A 21,237-nucleotide genomic window follows, 5' to 3' on the forward strand; every position below is an offset into this window, starting at 1 on the left:
CGGCCTGCCAGTTTGTTTACTTAAGGTGTCTCCCGGCCCGCCCGGACGGGCTGCCGTACGCCAACTCTAGGACGAATGTCACCCCTTCGCTAGGGTTTCCCGCGCAAGGAGGTACTCAACGAGGCGCTGCGACGCGTCCGGGGGAGAGAACCCGGCACCCTTGATTTTTGCCAGGTCCAGCACACTGCTCCGCGGTCTGGGGGCGCTGCCCGGCCCCGCGTAGGCCGCGGTGCTGACAGCGGTCACCTTGAGGGGATCCACTCCGCTCAGCCGATACACCTCCCTGGCCACCTGGGCCCACGAAACCGGCGAGCCGCTGTTGCTGATGTTGTAAGTCCCGTAGGCTGCCTGCGTATCCAGCAGATGCTTGATCCCGGCGGCGAGGTCGTCGGCGAAGGTCAGCCTGCCAAACTGGTCATCCACGACGTTCGGCGACGCTCCGCGTTCAGCCAGGGCGGCCATGGTCCGGACAAAGTTCCGGCCGTCACCCACCACCCAGCTTGTCCGCACGAGGTAGTGCCGCGGCACCGTCGACGCCGCCAGGTCGCCTGCCGCCTTGCTTTGGCCGTACACCCCCAGGGGAGTCAGCGCCTCGTCCTCGCCGTGAACCTCCGCCGAGCCGTCAAAGACGTATTCGCTGGAGAGATGGACAAGCGTCAGGGAATGCTCGACGGCGGTACGCGCCAGGGCAGCCACGGCACCGGCGTTGATCAGCCAGGCAGCGGTCCGGCCTTCAGCGGTTTCTGCGGCGTCCACGGCTGTGAACGCTGCTGCGTTGATAACGGTGGAGTAATGGGGCCAATCGACCGAGTCGAAGGACTCTTCCGAGGTGATGTCGAACTGGGGATGCCCGGCGAAGTCAACTGTCGCGTCACCGGCAAAAGCCTTCCGGAGCGCCGAACCCAACTGGCCATCGGCCCCGAGTACCAAGGTGCGCTTTTTCTGCATCGGACGGACGTCCGCCAGGTGCGGATGCTTCCGGTCCTGCGGAGAGACTGTTGCCTGCTCCACGGGAATTGGCCAGGGGACGGCGACGTCCTCGTCCGCAAGGTTCAGGAAGGTGTACTCCTCCTGGGCTTCCGGGCTCCAATGATCGTTGACGAGATAGGAGTACACGGTGCGGTCTTCAAGGGTTTGGAAGGCATTGCCCACGCCGCGTGGCACGAAGATTGCGTCGCCCGGGGTCAGTTCGGCCGTGAACAACACACCGAAGGTCGGTCCTTCCCGCAGGTCCACCCAAGCACCAAAGATCCGCCCTGCGGCCAACGAGACGAATTTGTCCCAAGGCTCAGCGTGTATACCGCGGGTGGTGCCGCGTTCGGTGTTAAAGGAGATGTTGTTCTGCACCGGACCGAAATCCGGGAGCCCGATGTCCATCATCTTGCGACGATGCCAGTTCTCCTTGAACCATCCGCGGCTATCGGCGTGAACCGGAAGCCGGAACAGAGTCAGTCCCGGAATGGACGTGGCCGAGGACTGCAGCCGGTATGCCCCGTCCATCAGTGGCCTTGGCCTGCGTACTTGGACTCGGTGGCGGCTTTCTGGGGACGCCACCAGTCCTCGTTGTCCCTGTACCACTGCATGGTGTCCGACAACCCGGCGTCGAAATCCCGGTAACCCGGCATCCAGCCAAGTTCGCGGCGAAGCTTGCTGGAATCAATGGCGTAGCGCAGGTCATGGCCCGGGCGGTCATGGACGAGGTCGTAGGCGTCACGGGGTTTACCCGCAATCTCCAGCAGCATCTCCACAACCTCACGGTTGGACCGTTCGCCGTCGGCACCAATCAGGTAGGTTTCACCGATCCGCCCGGCCTCAAGGATTTTCAGCACCGCCGAGGAATGGTCTGCCACGTGGATCCAGTCCCGCACGTTGCGCCCCTGACCGTAAAGCCGGGGACGAACTCCGTCCAGGATGTTGGTGATCTGACGCGGAATGAACTTTTCCACGTGCTGGTACGGGCCGTAGTTGTTGGAGCAATTACTGATGGTCGCCTGAAGTCCGAACGACCGGACCCACGCCCGGACCAACAGGTCCGAACCCGCCTTCGTGGCGGAGTAAGGACTGGTGGGGCGGTACGCGGAGCTTTCCGTGAACCTGTCCGGATCGTCCAGGGCCAGGTCACCGTACACCTCATCCGTGGAGATGTGATGGAACCGGGTGCCGTGCTTCCTCGCCGCTTCGATGAGGGTGAAAGTACCCCCCAAATTGGTGTCAAGGAACGGCCGTGGATCCTCCAACGAGTTGTCGTTGTGTGACTCTGCAGCAAAATGGACCACCGCATCGACCGTGGGAATCAGGGCGTCCACCAAGGCGGCATCGCAGATATCGCCTTGAACAAATTCATAGCGGCGGGACGGCAGCCCCGAAAGCGAATCAATAGTGCCGGCGTAGGTCAGTTTGTCCAGGACAGTGACATGGAGGCGGGTGTGCTCCATGATGAAGTGAACAAAATTGCATCCGATGAATCCGGCCCCGCCGGTGACAAGGATTCTCTGCATGGCCATAGCGTAACCGCAGGATACTGCAGTGCGCAGCGGGAGAGGACAGTAGATGCGCGGAATTATTCTTGCCGGTGGCACAGGTTCCCGGCTTCATCCAATTACGCTCGCCATCAGCAAGCAGTTGGTTCCCGTCTTCGACAAACCCATGATCTACTACCCGCTGTGCACTCTGATGCTGGCTGGCATCCGCGACATCCTCGTCATCACCACACCTGCCGACGGCCCGCAATTCGAGAACCTCCTGGGCGACGGTTCCCAGTTCGGGATCAACCTGACATACGCCCGGCAGCCGACGCCGGATGGCCTGGCCCAGGCGTTCATCCTGGGGGAGGAACATATCGGGGCCGGCAAAGTGGCCCTGATCCTTGGAGACAACATCTTTAACGGCCCCGGAATGGGCAACCAGTTCCGCCACTACGCCGATGTCGACGGCGGCGCCATCTTCGGGTATTGGGTCAAGGACCCAAGCGCTTATGGCGTGGTGGAATTCGACGACGACGGACTGGCGGTATCCATCGAAGAGAAGCCGGCCAAACCCAAGAGCAATTACGCCGTTCCGGGGCTCTACTTTTACGACAACGACGTAGTTGCCATGGCAAAAGACCTAAGACCCTCGCCCCGCGGCGAATTGGAAATCACGGACATCAACCGCAAATACATGGAGCTCGGAAAGCTGCATGTGCAGAAATTCCCACGGGGAACCGCGTGGTTGGATACCGGAACCTTCAGCGACTTGAATGACGCGTCGAACTACGTGCGCACCACCGAGAACCGGCAGGGCCTGAAAATCGGAGCCCCGGAGGAAGTGGCCTGGCGGATGGGTTACCTGAACGACGACGGACTGCGTCAACAGGCCGCGAAGTTGGCCAAAAGCGGTTACGGAAGCTACCTTCTCGATATTCTGGATCGCCATTAGGCAATCCGCGGCAGCCCTGGCTACAACGACGAAACGTCCTCAAGGGCGCGCGATATCTCGGCGGGCAGGTCAGTCAGCGCGGCGTCCAGGAGCTCTTTGAGCTGGACGGCGTTCCTGGCGCCCACGACGGCGGTGGCAACGCCGGGCCGGGACAGCAGCCAGCTCAGGGAGACATCCAGGGGAGATCTGCCGAGGCCGCGTGCGGCCATGGCCACAGCTTCAACCACCCTGGAAGCCCGCGGCTCCAGGTACGGCTCAACGTACGCCGCGAGGCGGCTTTGGGCGGCACGGGAGTCTGCGGGAATTTGTCCGCGGTATTTGCCGCTCAGGACACCCCGGCCCAGCGGCGCCCACGCCATGATCCCCAGCCCGGCGTCCTCCACCGCGGGAATGAGCTCGTCCTCCGCCTTGCGCTGGACCAAGGAATATTCGGACTGGTTGGCCACCAAAGTGAAACCGGCGATGGCCGCGGCCTTCGCTGTCTGCCAACCGTTGTAGTTGGAGATGCCCACGTAACGCGCCCGCCCGGTCCGCTGCGCCAGTTCCAAAGCGGAAAGGGTCTCCTCCAAGGGCACGTTGTGGTCCCACTCCTGGGCGAACCAGATGTCGACGTAGTCAGTTCCGAGCCTGGCAAGGCTGGCGTCAAGTGCAGAGAGCATTGCGCCACGTGAAGCATCGACGCTTCGCCTGGACTCCGTGGACGACACGCCTGCCTTTGTGGACAAAACCACCTCAGACCGTGCCACGACATCACCAAGCATGGAGCCGATCATGGCCTCAGCCCGCCCCTGGCCGTAGGACGCGGCAGTGTCTATGACGGTGCCGCCTGCAGCTACGAACGCGTGAAGGACCTCGGCAGCGTCCTGCTCATCAGTTTCCTGGGCCCAGGACATGGTTCCGAGGGACAAGGAGGACACGCGAAACCCGCTGTTTCCGACATAACGCTGCTGCATAGCTGCTAGCTTACGGGCAGTTCCCAGTCTTCATGACGTAGGGTCTATTCACGTGAACTGGATAGAAGCAGCCTTGCTGGGCCTCGTGCAGGGCCTCACCGAATTCCTCCCGATCTCCTCAAGCGCGCACTTGAGGATCGTCGGATCATTCCTTCCCGGCGCCGCCGACCCGGGCGCCGCTTTCACTGCGATCACGCAGCTGGGAACCGAAACCGCCGTCATTGTGTACTTCTGGCGCGACATCGTCCGGATTGTCCGTGCCTGGTTCGGCTCCTTGAGGGGCAAAGTCGAGCGCAACGATCCCGATGCCCGCATGGGCTGGTTGGTGATCCTGGGCAGCCTGCCGATCATCATCCTTGGCCTGCTGTTCCAGGACCAGATCGAATCGGTGCTTCGCAGCATGTGGATCGTAGCCACCATGTTGATCGTCTTCGGCATGATCCTGGCCGTCGCCGACGCCACCGGGCGGCAGGAGCGGGACCTCACCCAGCTGAGCTACAAGCACGGCATCCTGTATGGCTTCGCTCAGGCAATGGCCCTGATTCCGGGCGTTTCGCGGTCCGGCGGCACCATCACTGCCGGCCTGCTCATGGGCTACACGCGTGAAGCCGCAGCCCGGTATTCCTTCCTGCTGGCCATTCCTGCCGTGTTCGGCAGCGGGCTTTACCAGCTCTACAAGACGGTCTCCCACGAGGGCCTCACCGGACCGTACGGCCTTCCGGAGACAGCCTTGGCCACAGTCATCGCCTTCGTTGTGGGCTACGTCATCATCGGCTGGTTCCTGAAATTCGTCTCGACCAGGAGCTACCGCCTCTTCGTTTGGTACCGGATCCTCCTCGGCCTGGCCTTGTATGTCCTGCTCGGTTTCGGTGTCATCAGTGCCTAGCACTAAGGTTGAGTCGTGAAATCGTGGACTTCCCGCCCTGTTCCTGAGCTGCCCGGCAGCATGCCGCAACTACGCCTGTTCGACACTGCCCTGGGCCGTGTCGTGGAGGTTGAGCGGCAACCGGAGCAATCGATGTACGTCTGCGGCATCACGCCCTACGACGCCACGCACATGGGGCACGCCTCAAGCTATGTTGCCTTCGATCTGCTGAACCGCGCCTGGCGCGATGCAGGGATCCGGGTGTCCTACGTGCAAAACGTCACGGACATCGACGACCCCCTGCTTGAGCGGGCCAATGCCACAGGCGTTGACTGGCAAGACCTGGCCCAGAGCCAGATCGAACTGTTCCACACCGACATGGACGCGCTGAACGTCCTGGCACCTGATCACTACATCGGTGCCGTTGAAGCCATCCCGGACATTGTGCCGGCCATCGAAAAACTCATAGCCGACGGCGTGGCCTACCGGGTTCCCGGCACCGACGGTGAACCCGACGGTGATGTCTATTACGACGTCGAAACGGCCGGGAAACGCTCGGACGCCACGGATGCGTGGACTTTGGGCGATGTGTCGGGGCTCGGCGAAAAGGACATGCTCGCCCTCTTCGCGGAGCGCGGCGGCGACCCGGCACGGCCCGGGAAACGCCACGCGCTCGACCCCCTGCTCTGGCGTGTGGCCCGCGAAGGTGAACCCAGTTGGCCCGGTGCAAGCCTTGGCTCCGGCCGCCCCGGTTGGCACATCGAATGTACGGTGATCGCCCAGAAATACCTTCCGGCACCCTTCACGGTCCAAGGCGGCGGCTCGGACCTGGTCTTCCCGCATCATGAGATGGGAGCCGGCCATGCTTATTCGCTGTCTGGAGTTCCCCTGGCACGGCACTACTCCCACGCGGGCATGGTGGGCCTGGACGGCGAGAAGATGAGCAAGTCCAAGGGAAACCTGGTCCTTGTGTCCAAACTTCGCGCAGCAGGCGAGGAGCCCGCAGCCATTCGCCTGGCCATCCTCGCCAACCACTACCGCTCAGACTGGTCATGGACCAATGAGGGCTTCGCCGCGGCCAAGGAACGCCTGGTGCTGTGGCGCGAGGCGCTGGACCACGCCGAGGATGGTTCGGCGGCCCCCTTGCTCGAAGCGATGCGCGCGGCAATGGCCGATGACCTCAATGCGCCCGCAGCCCTTACCGCCGTCGATCAGTGGGCCCAAGAGGCACTGCGCTCCGCCGCCGAAGGCTCGGCCACGGGGAGGGCAGTCATCGCGGATGCCGTCAACGCGTTGCTCGGCGTGGAGCTGTAACCGGACCTGCTGATGTTCAAACGCCAACGGCCCTGACATTCCTGTCAGGGCCGTTGGCGTTTACCGATAGTGGGAACGGTCAGGGACGGTCTTTGCCACGGCGCTTGAGGTAGCGCTCAAACTCGCGGGCAATGGATTCGCCGGAAGCTTCCGGGAGGTCGGCCGTGTCCTTGGCGTCCTCCAGTTGCCGCACGTACGCCGCGATCTCCGGGTCCTCAGTGGCCAGCTCGTCAACGCCGCGTTCCCACGCCTCGGACTCTTCTGCCAAGGCCTGGCTGTCCAGTGGGACCTGGAGCAGGTCTTCCACTTTGTGCAGGATTGCGAGCTGGGCTTTGGGGGAGGGGGGCTGGGCTACGTAGTGCGGCACGGCAGCCCACAGTGAAACCGTCGGCAGCCCTGCAAGCATCGCAAATTCAGCCAGGACGCCTACGATCCCCACCGGCCCCTCGTACTGGGACGCCTCCATGTTGAGGCGCTCACGCAGCGAACTGTCCTCAGTGCTGGTGCTCACGGGAATGGGGCGGCTGTGCGGCACATCGGCCAGCAGGGCACCCACCAAAATCACTGAGTCCACCTTGAGTGCCTCGGCGTGGACCAGCAATTCCGTTGTGTACGCACGCCAACGGTAGGAAGGCTCGGTGCCCAACACGAACACCACGTCCACGTTGCTGTCCGGAACTGCCGCCTTGTAGATCCTGGTGGATGGCCACTTGACCTTCCGCGCACCCGAGGACGTGCGGCGCACAGTGGGCCGGGTGAACTGGAAGTCGTAATACTCCTCCGCGTCCACAGTGGCAACCTTCTTGCCGTCCCAGAGCTTGTTCAAGTAGTGCAGGGCGTCGCTGGCTGCCTCTCCGGCGTCGTTCCAGCCTTCGAACGCGGCGAGCATCACGGTGACACGTTGGCCTTCCGCGGGTTCCTTGAGGAAACGCTCGGGCTCCGCGGTGATGTCCTGTCCTTCGGGGGTCCCGTCCACACTGTTCATCCACTCACCCTACGTCCAAGACCCTCCGGGATGCATGGCATTTCACGCCGGTGCGTGTCCCCTCTTCGCCCACAGCGCAATGCGCGCACAGGCGCCCGCCCGGTTCCACGTAGACTTGAAGCCATGCATTCCTTACCCAGCCAGCCCCTCCTCAAAGCCGTGCTCTGGGATATGGACGGCACCCTGGTGGACACTGAGCCCTACTGGATCGCGGCTGAACGCGCCCTGGTGGAGTCCCATGGCGGCACGTGGTCGCACCAGCAGGCGATGCAGTTGGTGGGCCAGTCCCTGCTGCACTCTGCGGCCATCCTGCAGGCCGCGGGGGTCAAGCTTGAGGCCCGCCAGATTGTCGATACCCTGAGTGCCCAAGTGATCGAGCAGGTGCGCCAGAACGTTCCATGGCGGCCGGGCGCGCGGGAGCTCCTCGATGAACTCCACCAGGCCGGCGTCCGGTGCGCGCTGGTAACCATGTCCGAAGGTCCCCTGGCCGGAGTGGTAGTGGAGAGCTTGGCCAAACCGTACTTCGAGTTCATGGTCACCGGAGACACCGTCACCAACGGAAAGCCGCACCCCGAGGCCTACCTGACTGCGGTTGAAAGACTCCGCCTGGATGATCCGGCACTGACCATCCACCACTGCGTTGCGCTGGAAGATTCCGTTCCCGGTGCCACGGCCGCCATTGCTTCAGGCGTCGTGACGGTGGGCATACCCCACCAGGTGCCGCTGCCCGAAGACCCACGCATGGTCCTGTGGGACACGCTCACAGGCCGGACCGTCGAAGACGTGAGGCAACTCGTCGTCGATCGCTTCCCGGCTGGAAACGTTCTTGAAAGGGCCAACTAGGTGAGCAGTCCCACCACACCGCACCACGCCTCCGCCAAGAAAGAGGGCATCCCGCTGGGGAGGATCGCCGGCATTCCGGTCTACCTTGCGTACTCGTGGTTTGTTATTGCAGGGTTCACCGTCATTGTTTACGGGCCGGCCCTGCTGGTGCAGATGCCGCGCCTGGGCCTGGGCGCCTACTTCGTAGCATTGGGCTACGCCCTGCTGCTGGCCATCTCCGTCCTGCTCCACGAACTGGCACATGCGCTCAGCGCCAAGGCCTTCAAATGGCCCACCGAGAAGATTGTCCTGAATCTCTGGGGCGGACACACGCAGTTTGAGAACTTCACGGCCTCGCCTGGCCGCTCAGTCGTGGTGGCCCTGGCCGGGCCTGCCTCAAACTTCGTCCTGGCAGCCGCCATGTGGGGTGTCCTCTCCGCCGATGTGCTGGGCGGCGTATCCGAAATCCTGGCCAACATCCTCATGTGGGCCAATCTCCTGATCGGCCTGTTCAACGTGCTTCCGGGTTTGCCGCTCGACGGTGGTCGTTTGGTGGAATCCGCAGTGTGGAAGGCCACCGGAAGCCAGGACAAGGGAACAATTGCTGCCGGCTGGTCCGGCCGCATCATCGTCGCGGCGCTGGTCATCTGGTTCATTGCGTTGCCACTCCTGAGTGGTGCTCCGCTGGATATCAGCCTGATGCTCATCACCGTCCTTGTTTGCGGATTCCTCTGGATGGGTGCTTCCAGCTCCATCCACCACGCGAAGCTCCGCAGCCGCCTGTACCTGGTCAGCGCGGCGGGACTCGCGGATCGCGCCGTCGGGGTGCCTAACTCGGCTTCCGTGGCCGATGTCCTGGCCATCGCTCCGAACGGCATCCCCGCCGTCGTCGTATGTGGACCGGACGGTAAGCCGCAAGGCGTCGTGGACCCGGGCGCCGCCGCTTCGGTCCCGCTTGAGGCCGCTACGACGATGCCGGTCACCGCAGTGGCGCACGCCCTGGGGGCCGGGGCCTATGTCCCCGAATGGTCCAAGGGACAGGAACTCATCCAGTACTTGGCGCGCTTGGAAGGGGGCGAATACGCTGTGGTGGACCACAACGGAATCGTCACCGGACTGCTGCGCCAACAGGCCGTGGTGACCGCCATTACAGGTAAGGAAGGCCGCCGCAGCGGTCGCCCCTGACCCCGCAACCGGTAGAGTTACATGCCGGCCGACTTAGCAAACAACTCCGGGGCCTTTGGGCGCCCACCAGCCAGCAACACGTCGCGGCCCAGCCGTACAACAGCGAGGAACACCACATGAGCAGCGAAAACGCCGCCCCCGAGGCCAGCGCAGGCCCTGACGCGGCAGTTACCGGAACTGCCGAGCAGCCGACGGGCGCAGCGCGCCGCCGTGGCCCTTTCCGCGTGGGCGAACGGGTGCAACTCACGGACGAACGTGGCCGAATGAACACCGTGATGCTGGAAGTCGGCGGGGCGTTCCATACACACAAGGGCTTCCTGAACCACGATGAGATCATCGGCAAGATGGATGGTTCCGTGGTCACCAACAACGTCGGCCAGCAGTACCAGACGCTCAGGCCGCTGCTGTCCGACTTCGTCTTGTCCATGCCTCGCGGTGCAGCCGTTGTTTATCCGAAGGACGCTGCCCAGATCGTCACCATGGCCGACATTTTCCCGGGCGCACGCGTCGTGGAAGCCGGAGTCGGTTCCGGTGCCCTGTCCATTTCCCTGCTCCGGGCTGTCGGCGACGGCGGTTACCTGCACTCCTTCGAGCGCCGCTCGGAATTCGCCGACATCGCCCGCGGGAACGTCGAGACAATCTTCGGTGGTCCGCACCCGGCCTGGCAGATCTCGTTGGGTGACTTCCAGGAAGAGGTCGTCAAGGCCGAAGCCCCCGGATCCGTCGACCGCGTCGTGCTCGACATGCTGGCTCCCTGGGAGTGCGTGGACGCCGTGGCTACCGTGCTGGCGCCTGGCGGTGTGTGGATCAACTATGTAGCGACGGTCACCCAGCTGTCCCGCACTGCCGAAGCCATCCGCGCTGACGGACGTTTCACCGAGCCTGATGCCTGGGAGTCGATGGTACGTGGCTGGCACCTTGAGGGTCTGGCTGTCCGGCCGGATCACCGCATGGTGGCGCACACCGGCTTCCTGCTGGTCACCCGCCGCCTCGCCGATGGCGTCACCGGAATCTCGGTAAAGCGCCGCCCTTCCAAGACCGAGTTCAGCGAAGAAGACCTGAACGCCTGGACCCCCGGCGCAGTTGGGGAACGCGCGGTTTCGGACAAGAAACTCCGCCGCGCGGCGCGTGATGCCATCGCCGGAACCAACGTCCAGGATGACCCCACAGTCACAAACTGACAAAGGTCACAATAGGGTCCGCATTCCGAATGTCACCCAGCACCCTGAGCTTTTCGGGACTAAGGTCTTGTTAAGCGCAGGAAGGGGCTGATGATTCGTGGACACGTCAAACAACGACCTTGGACGGCAGACGCCGGAAGAAGGACACGCCGCACCGGAAGAGGCAGCAAGCCGGGGGCTGGCCCCCGCGCAACCGTCGGAGGCCTCGAGTGAACTGACTGTTGCCGAGCGGCAGATCAACATCCTCCGGGACAAGCTCCGCCACATCGACCGCCAGCTGGCCGCCGCTACGCAGAACAACGGCAAGCTCGTCAGCATGCTGGAAGCAGCGAAGTCCGAGATCCTGCGCTTGAAGGGTGCGTTGGAGCAGGAGGGGCAGCCGCCCTACAGCTTTGGGACCGTGGTGCAGGTCAACCCCCGGAAGCAACCCTCGGCCGGGAGCTCAGGCCAGGCCGCAACCGAAGAGTCGGTCGATATCTTCAACGCCGGCCGCAAGATGCGCGTGGGTGTCAGTCCCTTGGTCAACATCAACCAGCTTGCCGTCGGACAGGAAGTCCTGCTCAACGAAGCACTTCTGGTGGTAGCCGGTCTGGGTTACGAGCGCGCAGGCGAACTCGTCACGCTGAAGGAGATGCTCGGCAAGGACCGGGCACTGGTAGTGGGCCGGGCTGATGAGGAACGCGTCGTGCGGCTTTCCGGGGCCCTGCAGAACATCCACCTGAAGGTGGGCGACGCGTTGTCACTGGACTCACGCACAGGGTATGCCCTGGAAAAGGTCCCGCGCGCCGAGGTGGAAAACCTTGTCCTCGAAGAAGTACCCGACATCACCTACCAGGACATCGGCGGCCTCGGCCCGCAGATCGAACAGATCCGTGACGCCGTCGAACTGCCGTTCCTGCACCCTGATCTTTACCGTGAGCACGGCCTGAAGGCGCCGAAGGGCATCCTGCTGTACGGCCCTCCGGGCTGCGGCAAGACGCTGATCGCCAAAGCCGTGGCCAATTCATTGGCTGCACGTGCAGCCGAGCGTGCCGGCAACACGGAGGTCAAGAGCTACTTCCTCAATATCAAGGGCCCGGAGCTGCTCGACAAATACGTGGGTGAAACGGAACGCCACATCCGTCTGATCTTCTCGCGTGCCCGCGAGAAGGCCTCCGATGGCAGCCCGGTGGTGGTCTTCTTCGATGAAATGGATTCGCTGTTCCGTACACGCGGCACCGGTGTGTCCTCCGACGTCGAAACCACCATCGTTCCGCAGTTGCTCAGCGAGATCGACGGCGTGGAACGGCTCGATAACGTGATCGTCATCGGTGCTTCAAACCGTGAGGACATGATCGATCCCGCGATCCTTCGCCCGGGTCGGCTCGATGTCAAGGTCAAGATCCAGCGGCCCGATGCCGAGGCTGCAGCGGACATCTTCGGGAAGTACATCACCACGGACCTGCCTTTCCACGCCCAGGACCTCGCTGAGTACGGGGGAGACGTGCAAGCCACCGTGGACGCCATGGTCCAGCGAACGGTGGAGGCCATGTATTCGACGGAGAAGTCCAACGAATACCTCGAAGTCACCTACGCCAACGGCGATACGGAGATGCTGTACTTCAAGGACTTCAACTCCGGCGCAGTGGTCCAGAACGTGGTGGACCGGGCCAAGAAATACGCCATCAAGGACCTGCTGACCAACCACCAAAAAGGCCTTCGCATCGAGCACCTGCTGCGGGCCGTGGTGGACGAATTCCGTGAGCACGAGGACATGCCCAACACCACCAACCCGGACGACTGGGCCAGGATTTCGGGCAAGAAGGGCGAACGGATCACGTACATCCGCACGATCGTTCAGGGTAAGGCCGGGCAGGAGCCTGGCAAGTCGATCGAGACTACCGCCAACACGGGCCAGTACCTGTGACAGCAAGAATCGAAGGAACACCGGCCGGGCAGTTGCCCGAAGGTGGCGCGATGCGCGTCATGGGCTCGGAAACCGAATACGGAATCCACGCACCGTCGGCCCCCGGCGCGAACGCCACCATGATGTCTGCCCGGATCATCCAGGCTTACGCCACGGTGACCCGCCAACGCGCCGCCGGGGGAGCGGAGACCCGCTGGGATTACACCGACGAGGAACCCTTGCATGACGCCCGGGGGTGGACCTTGGACCGGGCGGCAGCGGACCCCAGCCAGCTGACGGACCAGCCGCCGGTGCTCGACGCCGAGGCTGTGGCCTTGGCTTATGGCCGCCAGGAGTTGGAACTGGACGGCGCGGACGAGTCCGGCTCCCTGCTGATGAACATGGTCCTGGGAAATGGCGCGCGCCTCTACGTGGACCATGCGCATCCCGAGTACTCGAGCCCGGAAGTCACCAACCCGCGTGACGCCGTCGCCTGGGACGCAGCCGGGGATCTCGTCGCGCTGGCCACGGTCCGGAAAGTCGCGGCTGATACCAGCCTTCCACCCATCAATCTGTACAAGAACAACACAGACAACAAGTCCGTGTCCTACGGGTCGCATGAGAACTACCTCATGCCCCGGTCGGTGCCCTTCGGTGACATCATCCGTGGATTGACCCCGTTCTTTGTTTCCCGCCAGGCGATATGCGGTGCAGGACGGGTCGGCCTTGGCCAGGACAGTTCAACGCCCGGGTACCAGATCAGCCAGCGCGCCGATTTCTTCGAAGCTGAGGTGGGGCTGGAGACCACCATCCGGCGGCCCATCATCAACACCCGGGACGAGCCCCACGCCACCGCTGACAAGTACCGGCGACTCCATGTGATCATTGGGGACGCGAACCTCAGCCAGGTGTCCAACTACCTCAAATTCGGCACCACGGCCATGGTTCTGAGCCTGATCGAGGCCGGGCAGGCCCCAAAGATCGAAGTCCATGAGCCGGTCCAGGCCCTCCAGGCCGTCAGCCATGACACGACACTCACGGCCACCGTGCGGCTCATCGACGGACGCAGGGTGACGGCCCTCGACCTTCAGTGGATGTACTACGAAGCGGCTTCGAAGCTGGCGCAGGAAACAGGGGTGTCGGATTCGGTCACGGGCGACGGCCACACCCACGGGGTCTTGTCCCAGTGGGAGTCCACGCTCACCACGCTCGGAACCGACCTCGACGCCGCCGCTTCCTCAGTGGAGTGGGTGGCCAAGAAATCACTGCTGGAGGGGTACCGCAACCGGGACGGACTCGCCTGGGACGACGCCCGGCTGGGTCTGGTGGACCTGCAGTGGGCTGATATCCGACCGGAGAAAGGCCTCTACTACCGGTTGCTCTCCAGGGACCGCATGGCACGCATAGTCGACGACGGCGACATCGCCCGGGCGGTGAGCGAACCGCCGTCGGACACCAGGGCCTACTTCCGCGGCCGCTGCGTCACCAAGTACGGCAAGGACGTCGTCGGTGCCAGTTGGGACTCGGTTATTTTCGACGTTCCAGGGCTCGGCAAGCTCCAGCGGGTGCCCACTCGGGAGCCTTTGAGGGGGACCCGTTCCCTGACCGGAGCGCTGTTCGACCGCCATCCGGAGGCCGGCCCTTTCCTTGCCGAATTGATGGGGCAAGGCCAGCCACCGGCAAAGGCCTGATCCGGTTCGCCACAGGCGGCTTGGCTGCGGGCCAAAGCCGTCCGCAACGGCCCGCAGCGTGGCAATATTGCAGTAGGAAGTCTCCGTCCCCGGAGACGGACAGTAGGGAGAAGGAAATGGCAGCTCAGGAGCAGCAACAACCGCAGTCACGGGAAACCGAAACTGAAGTGGACCTCCCGGAGGCGCCGCCGGCAGCACCCGAAGCGAAGGCCTCGGAGGCGACCCAGGGCGTGGATGACCTCCTGGACGAAATTGACGGCGTTTTGGAGTCCAACGCCGAGGAATTCGTCCGGGCGTTCGTTCAAAAGGGTGGCCAATAACGCCCAGCCACCACGGGTTGTACGGCCCGGCCGCGTGAGGCCGCCGGGCATCGGAACGCAGAGTCGAAGGAGTGCAGCAATGCAGGACCCATCAACCGGCCCCCTGGCCAACCAGGCAACGTCTTCCTTTACGGAGCATCTCCAACGATCCCGTCCCGAGCTCCTGCCGTTCAACCAACTACTGCCGGCCGGTACCGTGCCGTCGTCCCCCCACGCCACCACGATCGTCGCTTTGACATATGCCGGCGGGGTGCTGATGGCCGGTGACCGCCGGGCTACCATGGGCAACGTCATTGCCAGCAGGCACATCGAGAAGGTGTTCCCGGCTGACGAGTACTCTGTGCTTGGTATCGCCGGGACGGCCGGCCTGGCCATCGATATCACGCGCCTGTTCCAGGTTGAGCTCGAACACTACGAGAAGATCGAGGGAACACTGCTCAGCCTCGTGGGCAAGGCCAACCGCCTCGGGGCCATGATCCGGGGGAACCTGCCCATGGCGATGCAGGGAATGGCCGTCATACCGCTCTTCGCCGGATTCGACCATTCATCCGGAGTCGGCCGCCTGTTTTCCTACGACGTCACAGGTGGACGCTATGAAGAGCAGGAGCACCACTCCGTGGGATCGGGGTCGGTGTTCGCCCGCGGCGCCCTGAAGAAGCTCTGGAAACCGAACCTCCCGGAGGAGGCTGCCGTCGCCGTGGCTGTCGAGGCCCTTTACGACGCCGCCGACGACGACTCCGCCACAGGCGGGCCGGACCCTGTCCGGCAACTCTGGCCGGTGGTGTACACGGTTAATCGCGCTGGTCACCGACGGGTTCCCGAAAGGGACCTGGCGGCCATCGCCGGGGCCATTGTTGAGTCGCGGGCCATCGCCGGACGGGAGGCCTGAGATGACGCAGCAGTTCTATGTATCGCCCGAGCAACTGATGAAGGACCGTGCGGACTTCGCACGGAAAGGCATCGCACGTGGCCGTTCCGTTGTGGTCATCAGTTGCGCGGATGGCATCGCCTTGATAGCCGAAAACCCGTCACCCTCCCTGCACAAGATCGGCGAGATCTATGACAAGATCGCCTTCGCCGCAGTGGGAAAGTACAACGAATTCGAAAGCCTTCGACAGGCCGGCGTCAGGTACGCTGACGTCCGCGGCTACTCGTACGATCGCGAAGACGTGACTGCCCGCGGACTGGCGAGCGTCTACGCCCAGAGCCTGGGTGCCGTGTTCACCGCCGAACAGAAGCCGTTCGAGGTAGAACTGGCCGTAGCCGAGGTTGGCCCCACCCGGGAGCAGGATCACCTCTACCGGCTCACTTTTGACGGATCGATCGCTGACGAGAATGGTTTTGTGGTCATGGGCGGCCTGGCTGACCAGATCTCCGACATCGTCCGTGAGGCTTGGGAGCCGGAAATCACCCTGGCCGGGGCCATGCGTTTGGCGTTGCGCGCCTTGGCGACAGACAAGGAAGCGGATGAACTGCCCGCCACCGCCGTCGAGGCAGCAGTGCTGTACCGCGCCTCCGAAAGCCACCGTGGCTCGCGCAGGGCTTTCCGGCGGTTGCTGCCCGAGGATATGACCCGGTTGCTCACAGAGGAGACCTGAGATGGACAAGCGAATATTTGGCATTGAAACGGAGTTTGGAATCTCCTATTCCAGCCCGGATTCGCGCCCGCTGGCACCGGAGGAAGTCGCACGATACCTCTTCCGCAAGGTGGTCAGCTGGGGCAGGTCGTCGAACGTGTTCCTGACCAACGGCTCCCGCCTGTACTTGGACGTTGGTTCGCACCCTGAATATGCCACGGCTGAATGCGACGACCTCGCCCAGCTCATCGCCCATGACCGGGCCGGCGAACTTATCCTGGACGACCTCGTGGACGAAGCCCAGTCGAGGCTTGCTGCGGAGGGCTTCAACGGCACGGTTTATCTCTTCAAGAACAACACCGACTCCGCAGGCAACTCCTACGGCAGCCACGAAAACTACCTCATCCCGAGGCGCGGGGAGTTTTCCCGCCTCGCTGAGATCCTCATTCCCTTCCTGGTGACCCGGCAGTTGATCGCCGGTGCGGGCAAGGTCCTGAAGACCCCGCACGGCGCCACGTTCGCGTTCTCCCAGCGCGCCGATCACATCTGGGAAGGCGTGTCGTCGGCCACCACCCGATCGCGTCCCATCATCAACACCCGTGATGAGCCGCACGCCGATGCCGAGTTCTACCGCCGCCTTCACGTAATCGTGGGCGACTCCAACATGTCCGAGACCACCGCGCTGCTCAAAGTCGGAACCGTCGACCTCATCCTGCGCATGATCGAGGCCGGCGTCATTATGCGTGACATGCGGATGGAGAACCCCATCCGCAGCATCAGGGAAATTTCCCATGACCTGACCGGGCGCGCACTGGTACGGCTTGCCAATGGCCGGCAACTGACGGCGCTGGACATCCAGCGGGAGTACCTGGCAAAGGTCACCGACTTCGTGGCCAGCAACGGGGCGCACAACGCCCATGTACCGCTCATCCTTGATCTGTGGAAGCGGACTCTGGATGCGATCGAAAGCGGCGATACCAGCACCATCGACACCGAAGTTGACTGGGCCATCAAGAAGAAGCTCATGGATGGCTACATGCGCCGGCATAACCTCGGCCTGGACTCGCCCCGCATCGCCCAGCTCGACCTCACCTATCACGATATCTCCCGGCAGCGCGGCCTCTTCTTCCTGCTGCAGGCCCGTGGAGCAGCCCGCCGCCTCGTGACCGAGACTGACGTGAAGGACGCCGTGGACGCGCCGCCCCAGACTACCCGCGCCAAGTTGCGTGGGGACTTCGTCCGGAGGGCTCAGGAGCTTGGCCGTGACTACACGGTGGACTGGGTGCACTTGAAGCTTAATGACCGCGCGCACCAGACGATCCTGTGCAAGGACCCGTTCCGCAGTGTCGACGAGCGGGTGGACGCCCTCCTGGACTCTATGAGCTGACTCCCAGCTTCACGGGCTATCCTGAGTAGTGGTCTCCTCTAGAGGGGCCACCTGCTTGGATGCGCAGTGCGTCATTCCAAGTCTCCCTTGCCCCGACGAAAGTGTCTTTTTTGTGCGCCGACTCCTAGCAATTCTCCTTCCTGCCCTGCTGCTGATGACCGCGTGCGGAGGAGGAACAACCCCGGCCAGTGAGCCCACCAGCCAGTCGACGGGAGACCTCTCCAAGCTCGACTCCCTCAAAGTGACGGACAACGGCGACAAGAAGACGCCGGGCGTTGAGTTCGCCAAGCCGCTCACGGTCGCCGAGCCCACCGTGAAATTGGTCAGTGCCGGCACGGGTGACGCTGTCAAGGCCGGACAGACGGTACAACTCACCTATGTCGTGATGGATGGCAATGACGGCTCTTCGCTGGAGGACACCTACGCCAGCGACCCCGAAAAGCTGGACATCAACGATCAGTTGAAGTCTTCCAACGCCGCCATGTACAACGCCATCGTCGGCGCCAAGGTGGGAAGCTACATTGCCATCGCCGCTCCGGGCAACGCGACGGCGTCACCTGCAACTTCTGCCAAGCTGATCGTTTTCAAGGTGGTCGGAGCCCAGGACGCGGCACCTGTTCTGGACAAGCCTGAGGGCGAGACCGTGACGCCGCCGGCAGGGCTGCCCACCGTGAAGGAAGACGACAAGGGCATTCCGCAGATTTCCGTGGACGGGGTTGCCGCTCCGAAGGAACTCATCTCCCAGGACCTGATCAAGGGCAGCGGTGCTGAAGTCAAAGCCACTGACACACTCACGGTGAACTACGTAGGCGTCACCCTCGTCGGCGGAACCAAGTTCGATTCCAGCTACGACCGCGGACAGTCCACCAGTTTCCCCCTCAGCGGCGTCATCAAGGGCTGGACCCAGGGCCTTACCGGCAAGACCGTAGGCTCCCGCGTCCTACTGGTCATTCCGCAGGACCTGGCCTACGGCGCTGCCGGCCAGGGCGAAGCCAAGGGCGACCTCGTCTTCGTCGTAGACATCCTCGGCGTCAAGTAATCACCGACGCACGTCGACATCCCTGCCGGGTGCTGGCTTAGGCTGGTATCCGACAACCATTCGTCCATCCTGCAAAAGGAGCAACCATGTCATTTGGTCAGCGTGACTTCGACCGCACCAAGCCTGAAATCGACTTCCCGGAAGGTGACGTCCCCACGGACCTCGTCATCACGGACCTCATTGAGGGCACGGGCCCGGAGGCAAAAGCCGGAGACACCGTCTCCACGCACTACGTTGGCGTCGCCTGGTCCACGGGCGAAGAGTTTGACGCTTCCTGGGGCCGCGGCGCTCCGCTCGACTTCCGTGTCGGCGTCGGCCAGGTCATCCAGGGCTGGGACCAGGGCCTCCTGGGCATGAAAGTTGGCGGCCGCCGTCGACTGGAGATCCCGTCGGAGCTGGCTTACGGCTCCCGGGGTGCCGGCGGAGCGATCAAGCCCAACGAAGCACTGATCTTCGTGGTTGACCTCGTCGCTGTCCGCTAGGACCCGCGTTCCGCGCAAGGCGCGTTGCCCTCCGGTTTTACCGGTCGGTGACGCGCCTTGCTGCTTTCCCGCCGGACTTTAGTAACGTAGCAACCGTGTCTGCATCCCGCACCGAACGACTCCTGAACCTCCTCCTGGCTTTGCTCAATACCAAGGTGGGGCTTCCGCGTTCCGTCCTTCGCGAAAAGGTCTACCACGATTCAGCCGAGAACGACGTCGCTTTTGGGCGCATGTTTGAGCGCGACAAAGTGGACCTGAAGCAGTTCGGCTTCGAAATCGAAACATTGACCGATCCCCGCAGCTTTGGGGCCGACGACCCCGCGTCCACCCGATACCGGATCGGCAAGGACTCCAACCGGCTTCCCGAGGTGAACCTGACACCGGCAGAGAGCACGGTGCTCCTTCTCGCTGCGCAGTTGTGGGAACGCGCTGCTTTGGGTACCGCAGCAGCAAACGCCGTCCGGAAGCTGCAGGCTGCCGGTGGTTTCACGGACGTCGACCTGCCTGCCGGGGTCCAGCCCCGCATCAAGCCCGCCGGACAAGCGTTCGACGACGTCGTGGCGGCCATGCACGGCAGGCATCCGGTCCGTTTCGGCTACCTTGCGGTCAGCACCGGACGCGAAGAAGTGCGTGAAGTGGAGCCGTGGGGTCTCGGGAGCCGGTTCGCCCAGTGGTACCTCGTGGGCTTCGACCGGGGGAGGGGAGCGAAGAGGCTCTTCAGGCTCTCGCGCATGACGACAGCGGTAACGGTCGTAACCGGAGGCAGTTTCGAGCCCCCGGCGGGATTTAACGCCCGGGCCGAGCTCGACGCCCTCAACGAGCTGCCCATCCAACGAGCTATCCTCGACGTCGACAGGGGCCGGCTCCTCGCGCTCCGCAAGAGGGCTGTCCGGCCCGGCTCGACTCCTGCCATCAGCGACCCTGACGGTGACCGTGACCGCATCGTGGTGGAGTTCAGGGATCCTGAGCAGCTCGCCGAAGAGCTGGCATCCTATGGACCACACGCCGTGGTGATCGAACCCGCAGAGTTGCGGTCCGCCGTCGTCCGCCGCCTTAAAGCTGCCTTGGACTTCGACGCCGCGCCTGAGCCACCGGTGATCTTCCCCGAAGCCGGGCCGACGCCGCGGGCGCGCAAGCGTACATCGGAGGACCAGCTGGCCAGGATGCTGCAGCTCGTCCCGTTCCTGGTCCACCACCAGGGCCTGCACATCCAGGAAGTCGCAGACCACTTCGGCATCAGCCGCAAAGCGCTGATAGACGACTTGAAAATCCTGATCTGTTCCGGCTTGCCGGAAGGCTATCCGGACGACCTCCTGGACATCCAATGGGAAAATGACCATGTCTACATTTCCGAGCACCTGGACCTGAACCGCCCCGTGCGCTTCAGCGAAGACGAAGCAGCGGCCCTTCTGACCGGGCTGGCCATGCTGGGGGACCTGCCGGCGCTGGCGGGCATGCCTGAGGACGAACCCGGGAGCGCACTGGAGTCCGTCACCATCAAGTTGACCGGCGCTGCGGGGCAGGCTGGTCGGCTGGCGGGGTCGGTCGCAGGCCAATCGGTGGCGCCCGAACAGTCCCAGGCCTTCGCCACCATTACCAGGGCCATCCGGGACGGGGAGCAGCTCCGGCTGAGGTACTTGTCGCTCCAGCGGGACGAAGTTTCAGAGCGGGATGTCGACCCCCTGCGGCTCTTTTCCCTCGACAACACCTGGTACTTCGAAGCGTATTGCCACAGCAAGGAAGGGCTCCGGAATTTCCGGCTGGACAGGGTTGAGTCCCTGGAGCCGAATGGCCGTCCGGTATCCGGGACGGTGACGGCTCCGGACGCCTTCCCGGCGCGGCTCTACACACCCAGTGATGACGACGTGCTGGTAGTGCTGCAGCTTACCCGGCAGGGCGTGGGGCTGGCTGACGACTACTACGCCGAGCGCACGGCGCAATTGGCCGACGGCGGCCTCCTGGCCGAGGTCCGGTTCGGCAGCGCGGAGTGGCTTCCCATGTTTGTTTCCCAGCACGGCGGGTCGGTGCGTATTCTCGCTCCTGGGGCCTTGCGGCAGGCAACCCGCGCATGGATCAACGAGGCCCTGGCCGGATACGACTCTTCGTCGGCCGGCCGGGCTGGCTAGACTACTCA

General features: G+C 63.6%; 19 protein-coding genes. 15 read left to right on the top strand and 4 right to left on the bottom strand.

Features of this window, described 5'->3' with window-relative positions; translation table 11 throughout:
• Positions 1 to 78: 78 nt before the first annotated feature.
• Together LRQ04_RS19755 and rfbB are read right to left on the bottom strand one after the other, a co-directional pair.
• Positions 79 to 1,500, bottom strand: a complete 1,422-nt coding sequence (locus LRQ04_RS19755) for a sugar nucleotide-binding protein (protein ID WP_235522011.1) — start codon at positions 1,498 to 1,500, stop codon at positions 79 to 81.
• A complete protein-coding gene (rfbB, locus tag LRQ04_RS19760; RefSeq protein WP_235522012.1) occupies positions 1,500 to 2,498 on the bottom strand; it encodes a dTDP-glucose 4,6-dehydratase in 999 nt (332 codons plus the stop codon). Before rfbB ends, LRQ04_RS19755 begins: the two co-directional genes overlap by 1 nt.
• A gap of 52 nt (positions 2,499 to 2,550) precedes the next feature.
• On the opposite strand from rfbB, the gene rfbA reads away from it, so the two are divergent.
• Positions 2,551 to 3,417: a glucose-1-phosphate thymidylyltransferase RfbA gene (gene rfbA, locus LRQ04_RS19765; RefSeq protein ID WP_235522013.1), complete on the top strand. Its 867-nt coding sequence runs from the start codon at positions 2,551 to 2,553 to the stop codon at positions 3,415 to 3,417.
• A gap of 20 nt (positions 3,418 to 3,437) precedes the next feature.
• Here rfbA and LRQ04_RS19770 read toward each other — a convergent pair whose 3' ends face one another.
• Positions 3,438 to 4,370 carry an aldo/keto reductase gene (locus LRQ04_RS19770; RefSeq protein WP_235522014.1) on the bottom strand — a complete coding sequence of 311 codons (933 nt, stop codon included), beginning with the start codon at positions 4,368 to 4,370 and terminating at the stop codon, positions 3,438 to 3,440.
• Positions 4,371 to 4,422: 52 nt separating this feature from the next.
• Here LRQ04_RS19770 and LRQ04_RS19775 point away from each other — a divergent pair, with 52 nt between their 5' ends.
• Both LRQ04_RS19775 and mshC read left to right on the top strand, forming a co-directional pair.
• On the top strand, positions 4,423 to 5,256 hold the full coding sequence (locus tag LRQ04_RS19775) for an undecaprenyl-diphosphate phosphatase (protein WP_235522015.1): 834 nt from the start codon (positions 4,423 to 4,425) through the stop codon (positions 5,254 to 5,256).
• Positions 5,257 to 5,271: 15 nt separating this feature from the next.
• Positions 5,272 to 6,549, top strand: coding sequence for a cysteine--1-D-myo-inosityl 2-amino-2-deoxy-alpha-D-glucopyranoside ligase (gene mshC / locus LRQ04_RS19780; RefSeq protein WP_235522016.1), 1,278 nt, complete (start codon positions 5,272 to 5,274; stop codon positions 6,547 to 6,549).
• 79 nt (positions 6,550 to 6,628) lie between these two features.
• Here mshC and LRQ04_RS19785 read toward each other — a convergent pair whose 3' ends face one another.
• Complete coding sequence (locus LRQ04_RS19785) at positions 6,629 to 7,534, bottom strand: PAC2 family protein (RefSeq protein ID WP_235522017.1); 906 nt, start codon at positions 7,532 to 7,534, stop codon at positions 6,629 to 6,631.
• Positions 7,535 to 7,564: 30 nt separating this feature from the next.
• Here LRQ04_RS19785 and LRQ04_RS19790 point away from each other — a divergent pair, with 30 nt between their 5' ends.
• The 12 genes from LRQ04_RS19790 (at position 7,565) to LRQ04_RS19845 (ending at position 21,229) form a co-directional block, all read left to right on the top strand.
• On the top strand, positions 7,565 to 8,377 hold the full coding sequence (locus tag LRQ04_RS19790; RefSeq protein WP_235522018.1) for an HAD family phosphatase: 813 nt from the start codon (positions 7,565 to 7,567) through the stop codon (positions 8,375 to 8,377).
• A complete protein-coding gene (locus LRQ04_RS19795; RefSeq protein WP_235522019.1) occupies positions 8,378 to 9,541 on the top strand; it encodes a site-2 protease family protein in 1,164 nt (387 codons plus the stop codon).
• A 116-nt stretch (positions 9,542 to 9,657) separates the two neighbouring features.
• The gene (locus LRQ04_RS19800; protein WP_235522020.1) at positions 9,658 to 10,722 is read left to right on the top strand and encodes a tRNA (adenine-N1)-methyltransferase; all 1,065 of its coding nucleotides are present in this window, start codon (positions 9,658 to 9,660) and stop codon (positions 10,720 to 10,722) included.
• Between the two features lie 97 nt (positions 10,723 to 10,819).
• Positions 10,820 to 12,628 (top strand): proteasome ATPase, encoded by a 1,809-nt coding sequence (arc, locus tag LRQ04_RS19805; RefSeq protein ID WP_235522021.1) that lies wholly within the window; start codon positions 10,820 to 10,822, stop codon positions 12,626 to 12,628.
• Positions 12,629 to 12,678: 50 nt separating this feature from the next.
• A complete protein-coding gene (dop, locus tag LRQ04_RS19810; RefSeq protein ID WP_235522059.1) occupies positions 12,679 to 14,298 on the top strand; it encodes a depupylase/deamidase Dop in 1,620 nt (539 codons plus the stop codon).
• Between the two features lie 116 nt (positions 14,299 to 14,414).
• Complete coding sequence (locus LRQ04_RS19815) at positions 14,415 to 14,618, top strand: ubiquitin-like protein Pup (RefSeq protein ID WP_235522022.1); 204 nt, start codon at positions 14,415 to 14,417, stop codon at positions 14,616 to 14,618.
• A gap of 79 nt (positions 14,619 to 14,697) precedes the next feature.
• Positions 14,698 to 15,507 carry a proteasome subunit beta gene (prcB, locus tag LRQ04_RS19820; RefSeq protein ID WP_235522023.1) on the top strand — a complete coding sequence of 270 codons (810 nt, stop codon included), beginning with the start codon at positions 14,698 to 14,700 and terminating at the stop codon, positions 15,505 to 15,507.
• A 1-nt stretch (position 15,508) separates the two neighbouring features.
• Entirely contained in the window at positions 15,509 to 16,216 is a 708-nt protein-coding gene (gene prcA, locus LRQ04_RS19825; protein WP_235522024.1) for a proteasome subunit alpha, read from the top strand.
• A 1-nt stretch (position 16,217) separates the two neighbouring features.
• Positions 16,218 to 17,582: a Pup--protein ligase gene (pafA, locus tag LRQ04_RS19830; protein ID WP_235522025.1), complete on the top strand. Its 1,365-nt coding sequence runs from the start codon at positions 16,218 to 16,220 to the stop codon at positions 17,580 to 17,582.
• A 112-nt stretch (positions 17,583 to 17,694) separates the two neighbouring features.
• On the top strand, positions 17,695 to 18,621 hold the full coding sequence (locus LRQ04_RS19835) for an FKBP-type peptidyl-prolyl cis-trans isomerase (RefSeq protein ID WP_235522026.1): 927 nt from the start codon (positions 17,695 to 17,697) through the stop codon (positions 18,619 to 18,621).
• An 86-nt stretch (positions 18,622 to 18,707) separates the two neighbouring features.
• Positions 18,708 to 19,103, top strand: coding sequence for an FKBP-type peptidyl-prolyl cis-trans isomerase (locus LRQ04_RS19840; RefSeq protein ID WP_017200957.1), 396 nt, complete (start codon positions 18,708 to 18,710; stop codon positions 19,101 to 19,103).
• A gap of 95 nt (positions 19,104 to 19,198) precedes the next feature.
• Positions 19,199 to 21,229 carry a YafY family protein gene (locus LRQ04_RS19845; RefSeq protein WP_235522027.1) on the top strand — a complete coding sequence of 677 codons (2,031 nt, stop codon included), beginning with the start codon at positions 19,199 to 19,201 and terminating at the stop codon, positions 21,227 to 21,229.
• The last annotated feature ends 8 nt before the right edge of the window (positions 21,230 to 21,237 follow it).

This window comes from Paenarthrobacter sp. AR 02, assembly GCF_021538675.1.
GTDB lineage: Bacteria > Actinomycetota > Actinomycetes > Actinomycetales > Micrococcaceae > Arthrobacter.